The organism is Wolbachia endosymbiont (group A) of Cydia splendana (genome assembly GCF_947179475.1).
Taxonomy (GTDB): domain Bacteria; phylum Pseudomonadota; class Alphaproteobacteria; order Rickettsiales; family Anaplasmataceae; genus Wolbachia; species Wolbachia pipientis.
This window is the reverse complement of sequence record NZ_CAMXBP010000001.1, coordinates 692,736-714,078: the sequence shown is the minus strand read 5'-3', so window position 1 is coordinate 714,078 and position 21,343 is coordinate 692,736. Positions and strand designations below refer to the sequence as shown.

The window sequence follows — 21,343 nt, the reverse complement described above, 5'->3', positions numbered from 1 at the left end:
TAAGCCGAAACGCGCTTACAAAGCGTTTAAGACAGCAAAAAACGTCAAATTGACAAGGGAGAATTTGAATGCTAGCTACTACGGGGTTTCTTTGCCTTTTTTCCTCCTTAGTAAATTTCTTAAACACTTGCGGTGTAGGTTAGTTGCAAGTTAAAAGCAGCTAAATCGCTCTTAATCAAGCGTTTTAGAATAAAAAAACGCCGATATTTTAGTACATAGTAAATAGCCAACCACCACGGGGCTTCTTTTGCCTTTTTTTCATTTGGTAAATTTCTTAATGTTTATGGCTAAACGACAACCGTCATCCCGCTACTTGTTAGCGGCTGAGATACCGCGGCGGTATGACGTAGGACTGCTGTCATCCCAGTGCTTGACACTGGGATGGCTTTGTTGCATCGCTCTTCGGATAGTAGGTAACGCACAATAAATTTATGAAGCTATCTCAAATTTAGCCATACCAATATCAGTGAACTTATTGAGCAAATAGCATTTAACAAGTAGTTCCTTCTCTCTATTTGTCTCAGATTTATTCCTAAAACTAAACCCGAATGTTTGTTTCAGTCGCGAGAAAAAACTTTCTATATAAGATCTTTTTCCGTAGTTTGTTTGCCTTTTCCACCTCTTCATTCCATCTTCGCTGCATGATTTTATTAGTCTAATTGCAGCATTTCTCTCAGCTATATAGTCTAACTTTGGATGCTCTGCTGCGTTGTTTTTCGGAGGAATTTTCGTTTTTATACCATATTGATTACACAGCTTATAGAGCTTTTCTCTGTCATATGCCCTATCTGCATATAGTACTTTTATGACATACTGAAAATCGACTTCTTTTAGCAAATCACAAGCTCCATAGTGATCAGCCGTTACTGTATTTTACAGCTATGGCTTTTTTGCTGTTTGTATTCAACATTACATGCAATTTTCTTGTCTGTTCATAGCTGCGATACTTTCTATCTTCGCTATTTTCTTTGCTATGACCAGGAGTGTTGTTGTATATACTAATTCCTGTACTGTCTATAGCAATTTCGATATCTTCCATATTATTTTCTGCAATCATTGATCTTAATATTGAGTTTCTTAAACCTTCTTGATGATTGTGAATAGCTGATAACTTGCAAATTTTTCCCAATTTGCTCAAGGTATCCTGCTATAAACCCAACTGTTTGCCTCAGGCCTATTCTAAATAAACAAGTTATTATGTGCACCAAAATTACAACTTTATCGCTATAAATATTGTTGCCACCTGGTATTTTTGGACCATTCTCGTACCACTTTTCTATGGCTTCGTTGATATAATGAAAAATATTTCCTCTTTTTTCTAGAAATTTGTTATATTCGCTATGGTTACTGACCCTCATTTTTTGTGGCATATTTTTTCTTTCAAGGTTAAATGGCTATTTTATAATGAATTTTGTCAGTAGCCACCAGATTTTTTCAGTTGCTATGCAACAAAGCCCACTGGGATCCAGTTGAGCTATTTCAACAAAAATACTGCATTTGAGATGAACGTTTATTCTTACCAGACTTATTTATAAATATAACAATTAAAGTCTGGATTCCAGCGTCAAGCACTGGAATAATATCGTTTACTATGTCTATATTACAATATTTGTGCAGTTGTGTGTCAACTACTTTTGTGGCACTGTTTGTTATTCAATCTTTATGCTAGTTTTACTAAAAATTATAGTATTTTAGGTATAATTGCAATATCTAAATTTAAGGTATAGAGATGAACCCTAGGAAAGTTTTTAATATTCTTTTTATAGTATTATTTATTTCTTTTTCTCATGTTGGGAGTGCTGCCGCTGACACTAATACTGATACAACTGCTCAAGTAATATGTAACATTATTGGCTACGTTTGGGGAATAGGCGGACCGCTTATGACCGTAGTGATAATAGGTGCAGCTTTGCTTGCGATATTTGGTAGAATGCCATGGCCAGCTCTTTTTGCACTCGGTATATTTTGTGCTGTATTTTTCGGTGCTAAAACTATCGTCATAAAAGTAATGGGTGGTATAGGCGGCACTGGAAATACTTCTTTGATGGACCAATGCGGAACAGGAGACACAAAAAAGAACTATTTTTTTCTAAAACAGACCTGATGCACGGCTTCAACTATATCTTCCACTTGCGGTAATGCTTTTTTTTCTAGATTTGCAGCGTAAGGTAAGGGGATGTCCTTGCCAGTTACACGTACAACTGGAGCATCAAGGTAGTCAAATCCTTGTTCCATAACAACGGCTGACAGCTCTGCTCCTATTCCTGCAAATGGCCATCCTTCTTCTACACTAACTAACCTATTAGTCTTCTGAATAGAGTTAATAACAGTTTGAGTGTCAAGTGGTCTTAAGGTTCTGAGGTCAATAACTTCAGCTTCTATACCTTCACTCGAAAGTAAATCTGCTGCATTTAAGGCATCCATTAATTTTAATGAAAAAGCAGTGATAGTTACATCCTTTCCTTCCCGTATAACAGCAGCTTTGCCTATCTCAAGTAGATAATCTTTGTTTGATAGCTCAGAGTCAGAAACTTCATGCTCATGTCCATAAGCTATTTCGTTTTCTAGAAATATTACCGGATTAGGGTCACGAATTGCAGCTTTAAGCAGACCTCTGCAATCGGAGGCAAAATAGGGTGCTATTACTTTTAACCCCGGTATATGCGAATACCAAGCTGCAAAGCATTGAGAATGTTGTGCAGCAACTCTTGCTGCAGCGCCATTTGGTCCACGAAATACTATAGGGCATCCAAGTTGTCCGCCTGACATATAATTTGTTTTTGCTGCGGAATTCACAATTTGGTCAATAGCTTGCATAGAAAAATTAAAAGTCATAAACTCAACGATTGGCTTTAATCCAGCAAATGCCGCTCCAACAGCAAGGCCAGCAAATCCATGTTCGGTAATAGGCGTATCAACTACTCTGTTTTCTCCAAACTCTTTCAGTAATCCTTTCGTTACTTTATAAGCACCATCATACTCTGCAACTTCTTCACCCATGATAAGCACATCAGAGTCGTTTTGCATTTCTTCTCTAATTGCTGTGCATAAAGCTTCTCTTACACTTAAGGTTGCCATTTATAAACTTTTATAGACTTTAACTAAAGTAACTATATCAGAATTACTGGGGGTAAGTAAAGTGTACAAATTAAGTTTTACAAACATCATGACCAACTCATTCCAAAAAAAAATCTTCTCACGCTTGCTGGTTTTGGTTGCTAAAAATGATTGTATTGCTTGTGTTTTTAATAATATATACTGCTAAGTTAATAATAATTCACTTGGGAATAACAGAAAAATACATGATAATTTTATATTTCAAATAGAATAAAATCCTTTTTATTGATACTGTCTTTTTTTGTAAAAAACATTCCTAACTTTTCCACCACTTTTTCTAGCTAAGGTCAGTATAACTTTTGCTTGAAATAACTGTTTATATGGTGCAATTTACAGCTTTTAGTTGCTAAAATTATAACTCTTAATTTAATAATTTTAATCCAATAAGCTTTCAGGTTAATAAAATTAAATTATTTGAGTAAATGCAATACCATGTCTTTATTTGTGGGTAATAATAAGAATAACGAAGGTTGGCTCAGCTACACTTCTATAATTTCAATTTTTATGTTTACCGTATAAAAGAAGTTTCTTCTATCTGTGTCTTCGCGTTTGAAACTAACTTTATTCTATCTCTTTCTTGTTCTGGACTTAACCTGTGAAGCGCGTAACTGAAATCTTCCTCACTCACTATAAGCCGTCTTTGCGCACCAGCGCTAATTTTTGCTTCATTCACTAATTGCTCTAACTCAGCCCCAGAATAGCCTTCATTCTTGTCTGCAATGTCTTGGAGGCTTAGCTTTTCATCAGTTTTTGTACCTCGCATATAAAGTGCCAATATCTTTTGTCTCACCTCTATGTTTGGATTAGGGACATAAACCTTCTGACCTAAACGTCCAGGTCTAATACTTACTATTACCCACAAATATAAATGTTTGTTGCATAGCTCTTAATGGCATAACTTTTGCTTGAAATAACTGTTTATATGGTGCAATTTACAGCTTTTAGTTGCTAAAATTATAACTCTTAGTTTAATAATTTTAATCTAATAAGCTTTCAGGTTAATAAAATTAAATTATTTGAGTAAATACAATACTATGTTTTTATTTGTGGGTAATAGTAAGGGTCTAATAAGTGCTGGATCTATACCACCGATAAGGTTAGTTGCACCAATTACTATTATATCTTTTCTGCTCTTAAATCCATCTATTTCAGTTAACAACTGTGTTAAACTCTCTCGACAATGGTAAGCTGAGTTATTAGCGGTACTTCTTTTTTGAGCAACTGCATCTATTTCATCTATAAAGACTATACAAGGAGAATATTTTTTTGCTATTTTAAAAAGCTCGCGTACAGCATGTGCACCATGACCAATATATACTCCAATAAGTTCAGGACCTGAGATGCTTATGAAATTCATATTTGATTCACCTGCAATTGCACGAGCGATAAGTGTTTTACCATTTCCAGGAGGGCCATATAATATGTAACCTCTTAGTGAATTAATACTTTTATTTCCAAACAGCTTGCGCATTTCTTCTGTCATTTGGTCACAGCAAATCATCTGCAACCGTTGTTTTAAGGAGTCATCAATTATAGCATCAGCAAATGTTATTCTTTTATCATCTGAATTAGCTAATTCTATCGATATAGGCAGCTCTACTTCCTTTAGTTTGCTGAATACTTGATCATATACAAACCAAACAATAAAAAGGAGAACGACAAGTAACACACAAGGCATAGCTTCACTAACATAATGTGCAGCTAACTCATACCCTTTACTAAGCAACATTGTATGCATATAGGCAAACAAAAAAGCGATAGAGACAATAGTTGCCACGCATAGTAAACAGATTGAAATTCTTTTTAGTAATTCTGAAATTTCAATTTTTTTCATCTTAATACCTTATACCAATTTTAAACTAAGAATAATTTTATCTAGCTTACCTATTTTAGCTTGATTAGAGCGTTCAGAAAAATTATCAAGTACGTACTTTAATTTATTAAATACTAAAAACAATATATCACCATATTGTCACATACATCCTTAAAGTTTACCAAATTCATTTTCAAAAAACAAGATTTTATTATTAACCCGAATTCTGGATTAGATTTTAGGTAAATTATTGAAAGTCTTGAATTTTACTAAATTAGTAACTAGTCTTAAAATGCTTACTGCTTTATCGTAAATGCTAAAACAATAAGCTATTGATATTCTTGTTTTTCTGTATTTATCTTTTAAGGAAAATTTTAACCAGGTTGAGGTGAGTTTTTTGAACCATACGCGTCAAGTTAAGAGATTGTGAGCAAATTTAGAGAGGTTAAAGTGGATACTCTAGCCCTTCTACGTTTGTCTTTTAATGAAAATCGCGACCAAGTTATAGTGAGTTTTTTAAGAAATGCTTTTAAACTATTAATTTTGGTTAATACTAAAAATAACTCTCTAACCCGCCTTTTTAGCTCAATAAATGCCTTTGTTAAGCTAAGTTCTGTATTCTTTTTCACTTCTGTGCAACCAACTATGCCGTGAAATATAAGAATTGCGCACAATTTAGCATATAGTTCACATAATACTCTGCATGGCTTTCCTTTTAGCTTATCAAGCCTGATATGGCTTTTATACAATTTAAATAATAACTCAATTTGCCACCTTACTCTGTAAATCGTTAATACTTGCTCAGCACTAATTTTATTTTCTGGAACATTAGTTATAAATATTGACCAGTTCAACAATTTTTGATTTCTTTTAGAGGATGTATATCCCTGCGATCTTGCTAATCTATTAGCTTTCCTTCTTCTGGCCATAGACTGTTCTTCAGTTAGTTTCTGACATATAATTCTTACTCTAATTTTTGCTTCTTTTCCTAACAATACCTCGTTTTCTAAAAATAACTTATCCTCTAAACATTCTAATAACTCCATTTTTTGATTTGTTTCTACATCATATATGTTGGTATCGGATTTATAACGACTTATGAAATAAGCTCCTATTTCATTGATTTGTTTAAAAGAACTTGGCACAAAATAACCGAGATCAGATATTAGCAAATCATTGCTTAATATATTACTTAAATGTTTCCTATATCCCTGGTCTGATCTTACCCCCTCCGTTAAATTAAGTTGGTCTATTATCTGATTCATGTAGTCGAAAACTAATTGTAACTTTATTCCAGACTTAGTATTGCTTTCATAGCCACTGTAGCTAGTACCATAACCTTTATACATCTCTTCCATACTGTTAGGTAGAGTAATATAGCTACTGTCCAATAATTTAACACTATTAAATTGCTGTAAGATTTTGCAATCAACTTGCAAGATATTTTTAAAGAGAATCACAGATTCATTATACATCCTTTTCATAAATTCCACTGCTTCTTCAGTAAATCTAAAATCCAAACCTTGTTTTGTTATATCTATCGAGTCCTCGTTTAGTAATTGACACATTGTTTCTACGCTACAATTATCAACTCCTATATTACCCAAGACCATGGCTTTTACGAATGATGAACCTTTTAGCTTTCTCTTTCTTTTTATAAACCTTGTTATAATTGAGATTTTCTCTGCTTTTTCATTAAAAAATTCTTTGAGCTTTTTTGATAAGCAAGTTATTTTATTCATTGGTTCTCTCACTAAAAGTATATCTGGGAGAACTTATACCTTATTATTCTATCTCTTTCATACCTTTATTTCCTTAACTTGACGCGTATGCTTTTTTGAACATTCCCGTACTGCCTGCTTATTTCTAGCAGTTTTTTCTTCTTTTGCTTCTTCCATTTTAGAGCCTGGTTCTTCATGTGTATCAGTCACAGGTTCTTTTTCTGCTTGCATTATTTTACCTGATATGTACTCCTTAGCTTGCTTAGCGAGCTCGATTACAATAGCTACTCCAATTGCAGTTGCAATCAGAAGTACTGGTATTGTAGCTCCCATAGCTAACAAAGAACTAACTGTAGTTGATAAAGACGATAAAGAATCTACTTTAATTATTGGAGTCAAGCCACATGCAACAAGGCCAACTCCGGCTGCAACACTTCCAATAAACAAGCCAGCTAGACACGCAGTTTCTTTTAATGTTAACCCGCTATGACGCTCATATGGAATTGGATACAAAAGAATTGTTATGAAAGCTGCAATTAATGGCACTACATAGATGGCTCCAACAGTTCCGCCTATTATCAGAGGTGAAAGACTAGTGAAACTTAGTAAGAGACCTATTAAAGTGCCTATTATAGCTCCTATTATTGCTGCCACGCCCAGCATCGCTAAATAAATTACACCCACCATAACTTTGTCCCTATGTTAATAACATTTTAGTTTCACACACCATAATAAAAAAGTCAACCCACACCTTAGGTTGCAAAATCCCAAAAAGCAGCCACAATGAAATAAGCAAACATTTACAAATTAAATTTAGTGCAAACAAGGGTGTTGATATCAGCTATTCTCTGCAGAATCGCAATATGGTATGACCATATGCTCTTTATCGATCTGGTTAACATAATTAGTAGAGAGTTTTGTTGTGCAAAAGATGTTTACAACAGAATACTGCAATTGTTTGGAATTGCAGGACTGGGTGCTATGGTAAGGCCACTTGGCGCATTCATATTTGGTCACATTGGTGACAGGTATGGAAGGAGAATGGCATTAACGATTGCTATCTTGCTAATATCGATTCCGTCTAGTCTCGTTGCGTTTATTCCAAGTTATAGCAAAATAGGTATAACTTCTACTATATTGCTTCTTGCAATCCATGTGACACAAGGGATTGCGCTTGGCGCTGAACAAGGAGGCAGTTCTGTTTATCTCATAGAGCATTTACCTAATAAGAAAAAACTAGGAATGTTTTTTGGAATAATAAGTTTTGGTCGCTCCATTGGCATCTTGCTCTCTGTGATTGTAGTGATCATCTGCAAAAAAAACACTGATTTTAACGCTTGGGGTTGGAGGTTGCCGTTTACTTTTTCATTTGTTTTGGGGTTAATCAGCGCATATAGTGTATACACATTAGGAGAAACTCCAGCATATGAAGAAAATCGAAAACAAAGGAATTTATCTGATTTGCCAATAATAGAGCTTATAAAACGCTACAAGAGAGCTCTGATACTTGCTATTTTAATATCTGTACCTGTTAATGTTGTTGTTGGATTTACCATATTTCTTCGAACAATTGCAAAAGAAATAGTGTCGGTTGAGACGTATGTAACAACATATGTCAATGAAATTGTGCTCATTATAACCAGTATATTAATGCCGATATCTTCAATAGCGCTCGGAATGTTAGCTGATAAAGTAGGAAAAGAGCGCACTGCAATCTTATTTACAGTGATCACAATGGTACTGTGTTGTCCTGTGTTATCTACTGCATACTACTATAAAAGTTATCTTATAATTATGCTTGGTGTAATGGCTCTTTCTATAATAGAAAGGGGTATAAATCCTATAGGAATAGTTGCTGCTGAACTTTTTCCTACCAATGTTAGATTTAGTGGAGTGAGTTTATCACGTAACATCTCTTATGCGTTACATGGAGGATTTACTCCTATGATATGCACTTGGTTTACTATAACATTTCCTCAAGTAAACTTTGCCGCTGGGCTTTATGTAGTCTTTTGCTTATTGATCAGTGTGGTAGCAATATTGCAAATAAAACCGCAAGATAAGAAATTTGATTGGTCTTAGTTTTCTCCTATGTGATTTGATAGACCGGGAAAGGGTTTCATCTAAGTAGCTGACACCCTGACAACCGTCATCCCGCTGCTTGTTAGCGCTTACTATTACCCATAAGTATATAAATAGTAAAAAAGCTGATATTTTACTAATTCAACTTTCTATTATAAATGGATCTATGGTCTAAAAATGGAATATATGATGAAAAGAACTATAAATACTTCAACTGGCGAATGGGCAGAAAGTGAATTTGGAATTGTTAATTTTGGTGATATAAGATTAAGTAAAAGGCTTCTAAAAATAGTTAATAGTTTTGCTGAATCGCCTGAGCGTTCAATAAATCAAGCTTGTGAAGATTGGCATCAAAGTAAAGCAGCTTATAGATTTTTCCAAAACGATGCCATTTCTGAGAGAAAGATATTAGAAAGTCATATAATTAAAACTGTTGAAAGAGCTAAAGAATACTCAACTATCTTAGCTATCCAAGACACGAGTTATATCTCATATAAAAATCATAAAAAGACCGAAGGATTAGGGATTATAGCAGCAAGATTAACATCTAAAACAACTAATTTTAAAACACATGGATTAGTGATGCATACAACGTTTGCAGTTACAACAGAAGGACTGCCTATAGGATTATTGGATCAAAAAATTAGTACTAGACCCTCCTTAGCTGAAGACCTAAAAGAGTTGAAAAGAAGAAGCCATAATACTGCTGTTCCCATAGAAGAGAAAGAAAGCATACGGTGGATAGAATCACTTAAATATTCTACTAATCATCCTGGATTAAAGGATATCAAGGTAGTTACCGTCTGTGACAGAGAAGCAGATATGTATGATTTATTTGAAGTTGCTTCCACTAATCAATCTCTTTTTGTAGTAAGAGGAAATCAAAACAGAACAATAAATAAGAAGTCGACTTATTCTGAAAAAGGTGGTGAAAGGTTGTGGGATCTGATGAATCGCATGTCTTGTCAAGGAGAAATACAAGTGAATATTCCTGCTCGCAATGATAAACCTCAAAGAACAACAGTTTTAGAAGTAAAGTTTAGCAACTTTGTGATGAATGCATCAAAAAATAACGCTAGACGTAAAACCCAAAAACTTCCTAATTTAAGTTTAAATGCTGTCTATGCTATAGAAAAATACCCCCCATTTGGCGAAGAGCCTGTGAACTGGATTTTGTTGACAAATATAAATATTAATAATTTTGAAGAAGCAGTAGAAAAAATACAATGGTATTGCTTAAGATGGAGAATAGAGGTTTTTCATAAAATTTTGAAATCTGGTCTTAAAGTTGAAGAATGTAGGCTCCAAGCAGCAGATAGATTAATCCGCTTTCTTACAATAATGAGTATAATTGCATGGAGAATATTTTTTATCACACTAGTAGCTAGAACAAATCCAAATCTTTCTTGCACTTTCATACTGACTGACGACGAATGGAAGGTTTTATATACCAAAATGCTTAAGACAAAAAACTATCCTGAGACACCACCACCTATAAGAGAAATTGTGAGGTGGGTGGCCAAGTTAGGAGGGTTTTTAGCTCGCAAAAATGACTTAGAACCAGGCCCTATAGCTTTGTGGAAGGGATGGAAACGTCTCTTTGATTTAGCAGAAGGATGGAAACTTGCTCATGAATTTTATACTTGTGGGTAATAGTAAGGTTTTGAAGCTTACTATTACCCACAAATAAAAACATAATATTGTATTTACTCAAATAATTTAATTTTATTAACCTGAAAGCTTATTAGATTAAAATTATTAAACTAAGAGTTATAATTTTAGCAACTAAAAGCTGTAAATTGCACCATATAAACAGTTATTTCAAGCAAAAGTTATGCCATTAAGAGCTATGCAACAAACATTTATATTTGTGGGTAATAGTAAGTTGTTAGCGGGATCTAGAGATACCGTGACGGTATGACGTAGGACTGCTGTCATTCCCATACGCGTCAAGTTAAGGAAATAAAGGTATGAAAGAGATAGAATAATAAGGTATAAGTTCTCCCAGATATACTTTTAGTGAGAGAACCAATGAATAAAATAACTTGCTTATCAAAAAAGCTCAAAGAATTTTTTAATGAAAAAGCAGAGAAAATCTCAATTACAACAAGGTTTATAAAAAGAAAGAGAAAGCTAAAAGGTTCATCATTCGTAAAAGCCATGGTCTTGGGTAATATAGGAGTTGATAATTGTAGCGTAGAAACAATGTGTCAATTACTAAACGAGGACTCGATAGATATAACAAAACAAGGTTTGGATTTTAGATTTACTGAAGAAGCAGTGGAATTTATGAAAAGGATGTATAATGAATCTGTGATTCTCTTTAAAAATATCTTGCAAGTTGATTGCAAAATCTTACAGCAATTTAATAGTGTTAAATTATTGGACAGTAGCTATATTACTCTACCTAACAGTATGGAAGAGATGTATAAAGGTTATGGTACTAGCTACAGTGGCTATGAAAGCAATACTAAGTCTGGAATAAAGTTACAATTAGTTTTCGACTACATGAATCAGATAATAGACCAACTTAATTTAACGGAGGGGGTAAGATCAGACCAGGGATATAGGAAACATTTAAGTAATATATTAAGCAATGATTTGCTAATATCTGATCTCGGTTATTTTGTGCCAAGTTCTTTTAAACAAATCAATGAAATAGGAGCTTATTTCATAAGTCGTTATAAATCCGATACCAACATATATGATGTAGAAACAAATCAAAAAATGGAGTTATTAGAATGTTTAGAGGATAAGTTATTTTTAGAAAACGAGGTATTGTTAGGAAAAGAAGCAAAAATTAGAGTAAGAATTATATGTCAGAAACTAACTGAAGAACAGTCTATGGCCAGAAGAAGGAAAGCTAATAGATTAGCAAGATCGCAGGGATATACATCCTCTAAAAGAAATCAAAAATTGTTGAACTGGTCAATATTTATAACTAATGTTTCAGAAAATAAAATTAGTGCTGAGCAAGTATTAACGATTTACAGAGTAAGGTGGCAAATTGAGTTATTATTTAAATTGTATAAAAGCCATATCAGGCTTGATAAGCTAAAAGGAAAGCCATGCAGAGTATTATGTGAACTATATGCTAAATTGTGCGCAATTCTTATATTTCACGGCATAGTTGGTTGCACAGAAGTGAAAAAGAATACAGAACTTAGCTTAACAAAGGCATTTATTGAGCTAAAAAGGCGGGTTAGAGAGTTATTTTTAGTATTAACCAAAATTAATAGTTTAAAAGCATTTCTTAAAAAACTCACTATAACTTGGTCGCGATTTTCATTAAAAGACAAACGTAGAAGGGCTAGAGTATCCACTTTAACCTCTCTAAATTTGCTCACAATCTCTTAACTTGACGCGTATGGCTGTCATTCCAGTCTGGAATCCAGAGAAAAGGATGATGTCATCCCAGTGTCCCTGTAATGTCATTCCAGTGCTTGACACTGGAATCCAGCCTTTATTATGCAGCCACTTGGTTAAAATTAAGTCTTCTGGATCCAAGTAGTCAGGGCACTGGGATGACAAAGGAGGGCAGTGTCAGCTACTCGGATGACACCCTGCTGGTGGACAATGTTTGTATAGTTGTGCGTCACGCGCTGGAATGACGAATTACTTAACCGCCATACCGTCACGGTATCTCCTAGCATAGATCCCGCTAACAAGTAGCGGGATGACGATTTTGTATCGGAAAACAAGTAGCATGACGATTTATCAAATGTTCCTTAGTTTCTCAAAAAAATCCTTTAACAAAAAAGAGCATTCTGTTTCTAATATCCCACCATAAACTTCAGGTATATGGCTGCAAAATTGAAATATCTTAGCACCATTTTCAATTCCTCCACCTTTTGGATTATAAGCTCCAAAGTACAATCGTTTAATTCTGGCAAAGGAAATAGCTTGAGCACACATCGGACATGGTTCTAATGTTACGTACATATCAGCATCACAAAGCGTGGGAGTTGAAAATGCTTGTCTGATCGCTAACATCTCTGCATGTGCAGTTGGATCGCTGGATATATTGTGTGCAGAAGAAATGATATTGTCTCCACTCACTATTACAGCACCTATAGGCACCTCATCATTTTTTTGAGCGAGTTTGGCTTGCTCTATGGCAAGCTCCATATATTGATACTTAAACACTAGGCACTTATTTCTTATCAATTGCTGCTTTAACGAACGACACGAAAAGAGGATGAGGAGAAAACGGCTTTGATTGAAATTCTGGATGAAACTGCACACCAATAAACCACGGATGACTCTCTAACTCCACTGCCTCTATGCACGTTCCATCTTCTGATATGCCACTGCATAACAGCCCATTTTTTTCTAAGTCATCTTTATAATCTGAATTGATTATGTACCTATGCCTGTGTCTTTCTGAAATAGTAGTGTTACTATATGCATCCATCATTTTAGAGTTTGCATTTATATTACATTTGTATGCCCCAAGTCTCATGGTTCCACCAAGATCGTCATCTTGATCGCCAGCTAACTTAACGATTGGATGTTTACAGTTACGAAATTCTTCAGAGTGTGCATCTTCAAGCTTAACAACATTACGAGCAAACTCAATAATTGCAAGCTGCATACCAAGGCAAATTCCGAAAAATGGGATATTATTTGTACGGGCATAATTTATTGCTAATATTTTACCCTCTACTCCGTCATCACCAAACCCCCCTGGAACAAGGATTGCATGAGAATTCTGTAATTTCTCTCCTATAAGTTTTTCATTTATAGGTTTTTCTTCCTTCTCTCTTGAGTTAACCCAATTTATCCTTACTTTGACTTTATTACTAATCGCACCATGATTTAATGCTTCAACTAGTGATTTATACGCATCAGGGAATTCGGTGTATTTTCCCACTATAGACACAGTAACTTCCTGTGTTGGGTGCCTTATGGAATGCACTATTTGATCCCATTCAGTCAAGCTTGGTCTTGGCTTACTTAAATGAAAGTGCTCCAAAATTTGCGTATCAAGCCCACATTGGCTATACAACACCGGTAACTCATATATATGACTCACATCAGGAGCAGGTATCACATTGGATAAAGAAACATTGCAAAGCTTAGCTATTTTCTCTCTTTGATTATCGAAAATTTCTTTCTCACTGCGGCATAATATAATATCTGGTTGTAACCCCGCGGAATTTAACTCTCGAACTGAATGCTGCGTTGGCTTTGTCTTTAATTCTTGCGCTGCGGTAAGATATGGTATTAAAGTTAAGTGAATAAGGATAACTCTTTGTTTTCCTAATGTGTAGTTAACTTGGCGTATAGCCTCCAAAAATGGTTGGCTTTCAATGTCACCTACAGTTCCACCTATTTCACATATTACAAAATCTAAACCTTCCGTACCATTAAAAATGAACGATTTGATCAAATCTGTTACATGAGGAATGACTTGCACAGTTTTGCCCAGATAATCACCACGCCTCTCTTTCTTCAATAACTCATGATATATCTTACCAGTTGTTATATTGTCACCTTTTGTTGCTTTAATTCCAGTAAAACGCTCATAATGCCCAAGATCCAAATCAGTTTCAGCACCATCTTCGGTAACAAATACCTCTCCGTGCTGAGTTGGGTTCATTGTCCCAGGATCAATGTTGAGATACGGGTCAAGTTTTCTGATACGGATCTTAAAACCGTGAGCTTGAAGAAGCGCACCAACACTCGAAGCAACTAAGCCTTTACCAAGCGATGACACAACTCCACCTGTGACAAAGATAAATTTAGCTTCCTTCATTAATTTTCAAATGGAACAGAAGTAGATTCACTTTCTTGCTTTTTTTCTAATATAATTTTTTCTGCGATCGATTTTTTATGTACGTCTTTTGAACATAATCCTGACAATAGCAATGTGTTTATAATAAACAATCCAGCAACAATAGCCGTTATTCTGCTGAGCGGGTTTTCAGAAGATTTCACCGGAATCATCGAATTGACCCCCTGTTGTGTATTACTAAAACCACTTAACGAACTACTTCCAGGCGGCTGCAAGAGCACTAAAATTACTAACACAACAACCAATATTATTTGAAATATACTTAATACCGCTACTGACATTATAGATAGGGCTGAAAATAAAAATCTTAGCAGTACAAAGCACGTAAGTCAAGAACATCTGTCACCCAAGTAGTTTGAAATCTAAGTATGTATTTACTGCTTACCTTATTTTGATTAACATATGCATAAGACTTTGGGCTTAATATGTATCACATTTTAAAATACAAAGATTATGAACCAAAAATAGACGAAAGTGCTTTCATCGCAGGTGGTTCGCATATCATAGGCAAGGTTGAAATAGGAAGAGATGCAAGCATCTGGTTTGATTGTGTAATCAGAGGGGACGTTGGATCAATAAAAATAGGTAATGGAACAAATATTCAAGATGGAACGGTAATTCATGTGGATAGAAACCCAGGTGGTGACACAATTATTGGCAGCATGGTAACAGTGGGACATTTTTGTGTGTTGCACGCATGCACGGTGCATGATAAGGCGTTTATTGGTATGGGCTCTACCGTGATGGACCATGCAGTTGTGGAGCCTGAAGCTATGGTAGCTGCTGGCTCACTGGTAACACACGGAAAAGTGATAAAAAGTGGGGAAATATGGGCTGGCAGGCCAGCAAAATTCTTCAAAAAAATGTCGAATGAAGAAATTAAACATATTACACAATCAGCACAAAATTATATTATGCTAATGAAGGAATATAAAAACTGAAGTTCGCGTCAAGTGTTTTACTTGACACGTACATTTCGGCTTAACCCTTGTTACTTCTTTTTCCCATTCTCATTTACTTCTTGTGCTTTTGCCCCATCTACTTGAGTACTAGGTAATACTGCATATGTAATACCACCGGCTACGAGTGCAGATGCTACTGCTATACCAATCATTACTAACATCTCTAACTTAACTGTACGTTCAAGTGCAGTAAATGCTATCAGTCCAGCAGCAAGACCCATACCAACAGTAGCAGTGTACCGTGCTCCATTGCCTTGTTTTGGTTGCTCAGTTGTTTTGCTTTTATCTTCTAGTTTTCTATTTTTCTCCTCAGCTTCAGTCAATCGATTTTGTAAGTCTTTTGTTTCATCCTTTTTGGCTTTTAACTGAGCAGCAGTATCATTTGGTGCTGCTTGCAACTGCTGAACTTGATCTTTTAATGCTATTATTTCATTCTCTTTGGCTTTTAACTGAGCAGCAGTATCATTTGGTGCTGCCTTTAACTGCGCAACTTCATCATTTAGTTTATTTATTTCATCCTCTTTGGCTTTTAACTGAGCAGCATTTGGTTGGTTGTTTAACTGTGCTTCTAAATCTTTTATTTTATTTGTTAGTGTTGTTTTTTCACCCTCTAACTTCGTAACAGCAGCATCTGGTTGAGCTTTTAATGCTGTCATTTCATTCTCTTTCTCTGTTAACTTTTGCTGTAACGCCACAGCATCTAATGCTTCCAATTCTGTTATTTTAGCATTTTTCTCTTCTAACTGCTGCTGCAACGCTGTAGAATCTATTGCCTTTAGTTTTTCCACTTCAGCTTCTAAGTCTTGTTTTTCCTGCTGAGCTGTGTCCAATTGATCTTGTAATTCTTGTGTTTTAATTCTCAATTCCTCCTCAGCTTTCTTCTTTGCAGCTTCTAATTCTTCATTTTTCCCCTTTAACTGCTCTTCTGCAGCTTCCAATTCTGTTGTTTTAACATTTTTCTCTTCTAACAATTGTACTGTGGGATGGCAAGATAGGTCTTTTACCATAATCTCCTCTTTCCCATCGTTAAAGCCTAACAGATTTTTCATTTCTTCTAGGCGACTAAAATATTTGCCACCCTTTTTCCCAACGGATTTTACATTCATGATTGTATTATCTCCTAGTTCTTCTTGAGGATAAGAACCAGTAATATATAGTTGTTGATCATTTAGCGTACAGCCCACATAAAACTTGTCATCAATTATAGCACCACTCTTATCTACGTTTTTATACTTTTTAAATTCTTCATAATCATCTTTTTTTATAACAAGCACTATTTTATCATCGGCAACCTGTATTGTACCATTCTTTAAGCTTAGCATAACGAACCTCAATTATAATTTAACATTACATAATACCCTTAGAACCTAAGGTCAAGTAATATTTTTATCATAGCATAGAAAATTTATGTTCGTAAACAAAAAATTTTGGCGTAAAATTGCCGTAATTGTGCTATAGCTAAAGTAATTTAGGTTTACCGACCATCGTCATTCCGCTGCTTGTTAGCGGGATCTAGAGATACCGCGGCGGTATGACGTTGCTAGCTTAAAGTTTAAAATTGAGAAATATTTATGTTAAAAGAAAAATACGGCTTTAAAGAAGTTGAAGACAAATGCAACATATTATGGGAAGGTAGTAAAGTTTATAAATGGAATGGTGAAAAGGATAACACTTTCACTATAGACACGCCTCCACCGACAATATCAGGAAAACTCCATATCGGCCATATATTTAGCTATTGCCACACGGACTTTATTGCAAGGTTTCAGCGCATGCTGGGAAAAGATGTATTTTACCCAATTGGGTTTGATGATAATGGGCTTCCCACTGAAAGATTGGTTGAGCAAACCTATAAAACCCGCGCAAAAGAAGTTGGCAGGGAAAAATTTATAGAGATGTGCCATGAGGTTATTGAAAAATCAAAGCAAGAATTCAAGGAACTATTTAAATCGGTCGGCATTAGTTATGACTGGGATTTGGAATATCACACGATCAGCAAGGAAACTGTGACGCTTTCACAGATGTCGTTTATTGATCTATATAATAAGGGATATGCATATAGAAAAATGCAGCCCATCCTTTGGGACCCGGTTGATAAAACCGCAATTGCGCAAGCAGAAATAGAAGATAAAGTTTTTGAGTCATCCTTAAACACGATAGTTTTCTCTACTCAAGAAAATGAGCAGATCAACATTGCAACTACGCGGCCTGAGTTACTTCCTGCATGTGTTGCAGTTTTTTGTCATCCAGAGGATACGCGCTACACTCATCTGATCGGAAAAACAGCGGTAGTGCCAATAACAGAGGAGAAAGTTCCAATAATAGCAGATGATAAGGTTAAAATAGATAAAGGCACCGGGCTTGTTATGTGTTGTACATTCGGTGATGAACTCGACATATATTGGCAGCAAAAGCATAATCTACCGATGAAAATTATCATCGATCAGGATGGAAGGATGGACCTAGATGATGTCATTCCAGTGCTTGACACTGGAATCCAGGAAAAAGAGCCAATGCCAGCGATGACAGAGGAAGATATCATGTCAGCGTATGGTCAGAAAAAAGAAGAATGGATCCCAGTGTCTGGGCACTGGGATGACACCATAGGGGCTACTGGGATGACAGGAGAAAGGGCTACTCAGATGACAAAGGAAGGTGGGTGTGATCAGAAAGAAGAATGGATCCCAGTGTCAGCTACTCGGATGACAGACGATATACTAAATGAAATAAATGGATTGAAAGTTACAGCAGCAAGAAAGCGGATAATCGAAATCCTAACTGAAAAAGGACTTTTGGTAGAAAGCACTAACATTTCTCATTCTGTTAAGTGTGCAGAAAGATCTGGTGCACCACTTGAGATATTGCCTACTTATCAATGGTTTATCAAGACCTTAGAGCAAAAAGCTCAAGTATTAGATAAAGTAAAAGAATGCAATTGGCATCCAGCTACTATGCGTAAACGTATGGAAGTGTGGATAGAAGGGCTAAATTGGGACTGGTGCATCTCAAGGCAACGTTATTTTGGTGTGCCATTTCCAGCGTGGTATTCCAACCGTAAGGGAGAAGAAGGTAAAATTATTCTAGCTGAGATAAAGGACCTGCCTATAGATCCATTGAAAGATTTGCCAAAAGGGTATAGCAAAGAAGAGGTTATCCCAGATCAAGATGTAATGGATACCTGGGCCACAAGTTCAATTACTCCTCAACTAAGTGCACTAGCAGTAAACAGTGAGTTTAGCTTACCAAATCATCGCTATGATACGATATTTCCTGCAGATCTGCGCAGCCAGAGCCATGAGATAATAAGAACTTGGGCTTTTTATACTATTTTAAAGGCACATTATCATGCAAATTCTTTACCTTGGAAAAACATTATGATCAGCGGTTGGTGTTTAGCAGATGATAAGAAAAAGATGAGTAAATCAAAGGGTAACATCATTACTCCTCATGTAATACTTGAAACTTATGGAGCTGATGTAGTGCGCTATTGGGCAGCGAACTCAAGGCTTGGAGTTGATACAGTCTACTCTGAAAATACATTCAAAATTGGCAAGCGCCTCGTTACAAAACTTTGGAACGCTAGCAAGTTCGTTTCCATGTTCATGGAAAAGCATCAAGTGATGAGCATAAATTCTGCTCACGAGACAATGGATAAGTGGATATTGTCTAAGTTATACAAAGTTATAGAAAGAGCAACGAACAACCTATTACAATTTGAATACTGCGAAGCTTTGGGCGTAATAGAGGAATTTTTTTGGAAGGATTTTTGTGATAGTTACTTGGAGTTAGTAAAAAAACGTGCGTACGGAAGCAGTTTAAGTGCAAAACAAAGCTTGGCGTATGTACTGAATATTATTTTGCGGTTATTTGCACCTTTCTTGCCTTACATTACAGAAGAGATATACCACCAATTGTATAGTTATAATTCTGTACACAATCAAAGTAATTGGCCGAGCAAAGAAGAACTTATCTACGATAAATATTCAGAGGAAATGGGAGATAATGTTATTCAGATATTAAACATTATCAGAAAGATAAAGGCAGATAATAATGTATCAGTTAAGCATCTGATAAAAAAGTTGATGATAAAAGCAGATCTACGAGAGGATAAATTGAATCAATCTGCACAGGATGATTTGCAGGCAGTTTGCAATGCGGAAACGATAGAGTGGATGCAGTCTGAGCTTGAAACTGAAGACGGAAAATACATAGTGAATATAGACTTATACTGATTTTTATAGCTTTACTTCCTTTAATATCCATGCTATTGTAATCATTATTAGTATGAGGGAATAATGAGGGATTTGTATAGTAAAACCAATGCACCATATCTTATAGCTGGTGCTCTTGCTACTTTGGTATTGCTTGCGTCTGGGACACTTGCTGTTGCCCCTTATGTTAAGTTCTTGTCTTCAGTTGCAGCCTTTAATGTAGCTCTTCCTGTTGCTTTGAGTTTGTCTATACTTTCTGTTCTGGTGCTTGTACTTTCATGTAAAATGATCAGCCAGAATAAAAAGCTTGATGCACAAAAAGCAGAACCTAATGAAAAAAATGGATTAGCTAAAGAGCAAGAAAATATAATACAAAGCTTAGAGCTTCAAATCAAAGAGCTAATAAGAGGCTTAGTAGTCAATACAATGAAATTGTAAAGCTAATGGGTAGTGCTGCAAAAAAAGATGAAGTGGAAGGGCTAATTAGTAGTTTCACGGCAAAATTAGATGAAATTTCAAAGCAAGCTAATAATGCTACAACAAAAGGTGAAATGGAAGAGCTAAGTAAGAAGCTTAGCGATGAAATGGAAAAGCTAATTGGTAGTCTCATAACAAAAGAGGAATTAGAAGAAAGGCTTGGTAGTCTCATAAAGAAAGTTGAAGTAAAAGAAGAGCTGCGGATGAAGTTTTATGGAAAAGATGAAGAAAGAGGAAAGATAACATTTGATGATGTTATACTTCAAAACGATATAAAACAAAAGTTGATAAGGATTTGTGAACCAAATGCTCTAGAAAAAGGAGAAGGATACATTTTGTATGGTCCACCAGGAACTGGTAAGACTATGACTGCTAAGGCGATTGCAAGTGAAACTAGATTCAAATCTGCATTTATAAGTGTTTCTGGATCTGATTTGCTTAATGTGTCAAATATAAATAAGGTTTTTGAGAAAGCAAAAAAAAACACTCCTTGTATAATTTTTATAGATGAAATTGATAGCATTGGCAAAATGCGCAGTGATAATAATGTAGAATCTTTAAATAATTTATTAGCTGAATTGGATGGATTTGAATTTAGAAAAGGTGTGACGGTGATTGCTGCAACTAATCGTATAAATGTTTTAGATGATGCACTTATTAGGGGTGGTCGTTTGTCTACACACATTAAGATTCCTACATTAGACACAGACACACGTAAAAAAATAATAAATGAGTATTTTCAGAAGAAAGAATTGCAAAATATATTTATTGACACAATTTTACGCAATACTAATGAGAATTTTTCACCAGCAAATCTGATTAGTTTATTAAAGGAAATAGAAGATTGTGGAAGTAAAGTACTTGACAATACTAGGATTGGGGTTATTTGTCGAAATTTTAAGAAGACTCATAATGTTACAAAGGTGTCGAATAAGCAGACTAACGGGAAAATTGAAAATTCTATAGGAGAATCACAGCAATACACATCCAGACCATCACGTAAGCTGAATGACGCTTCATGTGATTCTGGATATACCAGTATATGTTCTACCCCAACCAATAGCTACCACACATTTTGAGTACAGTTGTACACTGGATACATAAAACCTTAGCCATTTTTAGCTAGCAGACTGAAGATGGGAAGTTTGTTGTAGGTGCAGGAT

At 35.3% G+C, this 21,343-nt stretch carries 18 protein-coding genes and 2 pseudogenes; 8 read left to right on the top strand and 12 right to left on the bottom strand.

Translation table 11 applies throughout. From position 1 onward, the window contains the following. Positions 1-287: 287 nt before the first annotated feature. Positions 288-422: a hypothetical protein gene (locus OM961_RS03485; protein ID WP_264339417.1), complete on the bottom strand. Its 135-nt coding sequence runs from the start codon at positions 420-422 to the stop codon at positions 288-290. 7 nt (positions 423-429) lie between these two features. Beyond that, positions 430-1,370, bottom strand: a pseudogene (locus OM961_RS07630) (IS5 family transposase). Positions 1,371-1,729: 359 nt separating this feature from the next. Between OM961_RS07630 and OM961_RS03465 the strand changes: the two are divergent. Continuing rightward, the gene (locus tag OM961_RS03465) at positions 1,730-2,104 is read left to right on the top strand and encodes a TrbC/VirB2 family protein (RefSeq protein WP_006279664.1); all 375 of its coding nucleotides are present in this window, start codon (positions 1,730-1,732) and stop codon (positions 2,102-2,104) included. On the opposite strand, the gene OM961_RS03460 is transcribed toward OM961_RS03465, so the two are convergent. From OM961_RS03460 to OM961_RS03440, 5 genes are all read right to left on the bottom strand, one after another. Further along, positions 2,080-3,078 carry a pyruvate dehydrogenase complex E1 component subunit beta gene (locus OM961_RS03460; protein ID WP_012673123.1) on the bottom strand — a complete coding sequence of 333 codons (999 nt, stop codon included), beginning with the start codon at positions 3,076-3,078 and terminating at the stop codon, positions 2,080-2,082. The genes OM961_RS03465 and OM961_RS03460 overlap by 25 nt on opposite strands. Positions 3,079-3,625: 547 nt before the next feature. Then, entirely contained in the window at positions 3,626-3,979 is a 354-nt protein-coding gene (locus tag OM961_RS03455) for an ATP-binding protein (protein WP_264339415.1), read from the bottom strand. Positions 3,980-4,129: 150 nt separating this feature from the next. Beyond that, entirely contained in the window at positions 4,130-4,951 is an 822-nt protein-coding gene (locus OM961_RS03450; protein ID WP_264339414.1) for an AAA family ATPase, read from the bottom strand. A gap of 395 nt (positions 4,952-5,346) precedes the next feature. Continuing rightward, positions 5,347-6,672, bottom strand: coding sequence for an IS4 family transposase (locus OM961_RS03445; protein WP_264339413.1), 1,326 nt, complete (start codon positions 6,670-6,672; stop codon positions 5,347-5,349). 57 nt (positions 6,673-6,729) lie between these two features. Further along, positions 6,730-7,314, bottom strand: a complete 585-nt coding sequence (locus tag OM961_RS03440) for a hypothetical protein (protein ID WP_264339595.1) — start codon at positions 7,312-7,314, stop codon at positions 6,730-6,732. A gap of 153 nt (positions 7,315-7,467) precedes the next feature. Here OM961_RS03440 and OM961_RS03435 point away from each other — a divergent pair, with 153 nt between their 5' ends. The 3 genes from OM961_RS03435 to OM961_RS03425 all read left to right on the top strand — a co-directional run bounded on the left by OM961_RS03435 (position 7,468) and on the right by OM961_RS03425 (position 12,090). Then, entirely contained in the window at positions 7,468-8,733 is a 1,266-nt protein-coding gene (locus tag OM961_RS03435; RefSeq protein WP_264339412.1) for an MFS transporter, read from the top strand. 186 nt (positions 8,734-8,919) lie between these two features. Beyond that, positions 8,920-10,386 carry an IS4 family transposase gene (locus tag OM961_RS03430; RefSeq protein WP_264339584.1) on the top strand — a complete coding sequence of 489 codons (1,467 nt, stop codon included), beginning with the start codon at positions 8,920-8,922 and terminating at the stop codon, positions 10,384-10,386. A gap of 378 nt (positions 10,387-10,764) precedes the next feature. Beyond that, complete coding sequence (locus tag OM961_RS03425; RefSeq protein ID WP_264339146.1) at positions 10,765-12,090, top strand: IS4 family transposase; 1,326 nt, start codon at positions 10,765-10,767, stop codon at positions 12,088-12,090. Between the two features lie 72 nt (positions 12,091-12,162). Here OM961_RS03425 and OM961_RS07625 read toward each other — a convergent pair. The 4 genes and pseudogenes from OM961_RS07625 to secG form a co-directional block, all read right to left on the bottom strand. Further along, a pseudogene (locus OM961_RS07625) lies at positions 12,163-12,270 on the bottom strand (WPE palindromic element domain-containing protein); the annotation flags it as partial. 180 nt (positions 12,271-12,450) lie between these two features. Next, the gene (locus OM961_RS03415) at positions 12,451-12,861 is read right to left on the bottom strand and encodes a nucleoside deaminase (protein WP_015588966.1); all 411 of its coding nucleotides are present in this window, start codon (positions 12,859-12,861) and stop codon (positions 12,451-12,453) included. Between the two features lie 25 nt (positions 12,862-12,886). Next, entirely contained in the window at positions 12,887-14,491 is a 1,605-nt protein-coding gene (locus tag OM961_RS03410) for a CTP synthase (protein ID WP_264339410.1), read from the bottom strand. Further along, complete coding sequence (secG, locus tag OM961_RS03405) at positions 14,491-14,811, bottom strand: preprotein translocase subunit SecG (protein ID WP_007548880.1); 321 nt, start codon at positions 14,809-14,811, stop codon at positions 14,491-14,493. Before secG ends, OM961_RS03410 begins: the two co-directional genes overlap by 1 nt. Positions 14,812-14,955: 144 nt before the next feature. On the opposite strand from secG, the gene OM961_RS03400 reads away from it, so the two are divergent. Further along, entirely contained in the window at positions 14,956-15,471 is a 516-nt protein-coding gene (locus OM961_RS03400) for a gamma carbonic anhydrase family protein (protein ID WP_264339409.1), read from the top strand. 50 nt (positions 15,472-15,521) lie between these two features. Here OM961_RS03400 and OM961_RS03395 read toward each other — a convergent pair whose 3' ends face one another. Further along, positions 15,522-16,814 carry a coiled-coil domain-containing protein gene (locus OM961_RS03395; protein WP_264339408.1) on the bottom strand — a complete coding sequence of 431 codons (1,293 nt, stop codon included), beginning with the start codon at positions 16,812-16,814 and terminating at the stop codon, positions 15,522-15,524. A 249-nt stretch (positions 16,815-17,063) separates the two neighbouring features. On the opposite strand from OM961_RS03395, the gene OM961_RS03390 reads away from it, so the two are divergent. The 3 genes from OM961_RS03390 (at position 17,064) to OM961_RS03380 (ending at position 21,259) form a co-directional block, all read left to right on the top strand. Continuing rightward, complete coding sequence (locus tag OM961_RS03390; protein WP_264339407.1) at positions 17,064-19,724, top strand: valine--tRNA ligase; 2,661 nt, start codon at positions 17,064-17,066, stop codon at positions 19,722-19,724. A gap of 72 nt (positions 19,725-19,796) precedes the next feature. Next, positions 19,797-20,141, top strand: coding sequence for a hypothetical protein (locus tag OM961_RS03385; protein WP_264339406.1), 345 nt, complete (start codon positions 19,797-19,799; stop codon positions 20,139-20,141). A 5-nt stretch (positions 20,142-20,146) separates the two neighbouring features. Beyond that, positions 20,147-21,259: an AAA family ATPase gene (locus tag OM961_RS03380; RefSeq protein ID WP_264339405.1), complete on the top strand. Its 1,113-nt coding sequence runs from the start codon at positions 20,147-20,149 to the stop codon at positions 21,257-21,259. The last annotated feature ends 84 nt before the right edge of the window (positions 21,260-21,343 follow it).

Bases quoted from the DNA above. Each gene is read 5' to 3' on its own strand.
- OM961_RS03465 (WP_006279664.1), top strand. From the start codon at position 1,730: ATGAACCCTAGGAAAGTTTTTAATATTCTTTTTATAGTATTATTTATT.
- OM961_RS03460 (WP_012673123.1), bottom strand. From the start codon at position 3,078: ATGGCAACCTTAAGTGTAAGAGAAGCTTTATGCACAGCAATTAGAGAA.
- OM961_RS03450 (WP_264339414.1), bottom strand. From the start codon at position 4,951: ATGAAAAAAATTGAAATTTCAGAATTACTAAAAAGAATTTCAATCTGT.
- OM961_RS03445 (WP_264339413.1), bottom strand. From the start codon at position 6,672: ATGAATAAAATAACTTGCTTATCAAAAAAGCTCAAAGAATTTTTTAAT.
- OM961_RS03440 (WP_264339595.1), bottom strand. From the start codon at position 7,314: ATGCTGGGCGTGGCAGCAATAATAGGAGCTATAATAGGCACTTTAATA.
- OM961_RS03430 (WP_264339584.1), top strand. From the start codon at position 8,920: ATGATGAAAAGAACTATAAATACTTCAACTGGCGAATGGGCAGAAAGT.
- OM961_RS03425 (WP_264339146.1), top strand. From the start codon at position 10,765: ATGAATAAAATAACTTGCTTATCAAAAAAGCTCAAAGAATTTTTTAAT.
- OM961_RS03415 (WP_015588966.1), bottom strand. From the start codon at position 12,861: ATGGAGCTTGCCATAGAGCAAGCCAAACTCGCTCAAAAAAATGATGAG.
- OM961_RS03410 (WP_264339410.1), bottom strand. From the start codon at position 14,491: ATGAAGGAAGCTAAATTTATCTTTGTCACAGGTGGAGTTGTGTCATCG.
- secG (WP_007548880.1), bottom strand. From the start codon at position 14,811: ATGTCAGTAGCGGTATTAAGTATATTTCAAATAATATTGGTTGTTGTG.
- OM961_RS03400 (WP_264339409.1), top strand. From the start codon at position 14,956: ATGTATCACATTTTAAAATACAAAGATTATGAACCAAAAATAGACGAA.
- OM961_RS03395 (WP_264339408.1), bottom strand. From the start codon at position 16,814: ATGCTAAGCTTAAAGAATGGTACAATACAGGTTGCCGATGATAAAATA.
- OM961_RS03390 (WP_264339407.1), top strand. From the start codon at position 17,064: ATGTTAAAAGAAAAATACGGCTTTAAAGAAGTTGAAGACAAATGCAAC.
- OM961_RS03380 (WP_264339405.1), top strand. From the start codon at position 20,147: ATGGGTAGTGCTGCAAAAAAAGATGAAGTGGAAGGGCTAATTAGTAGT.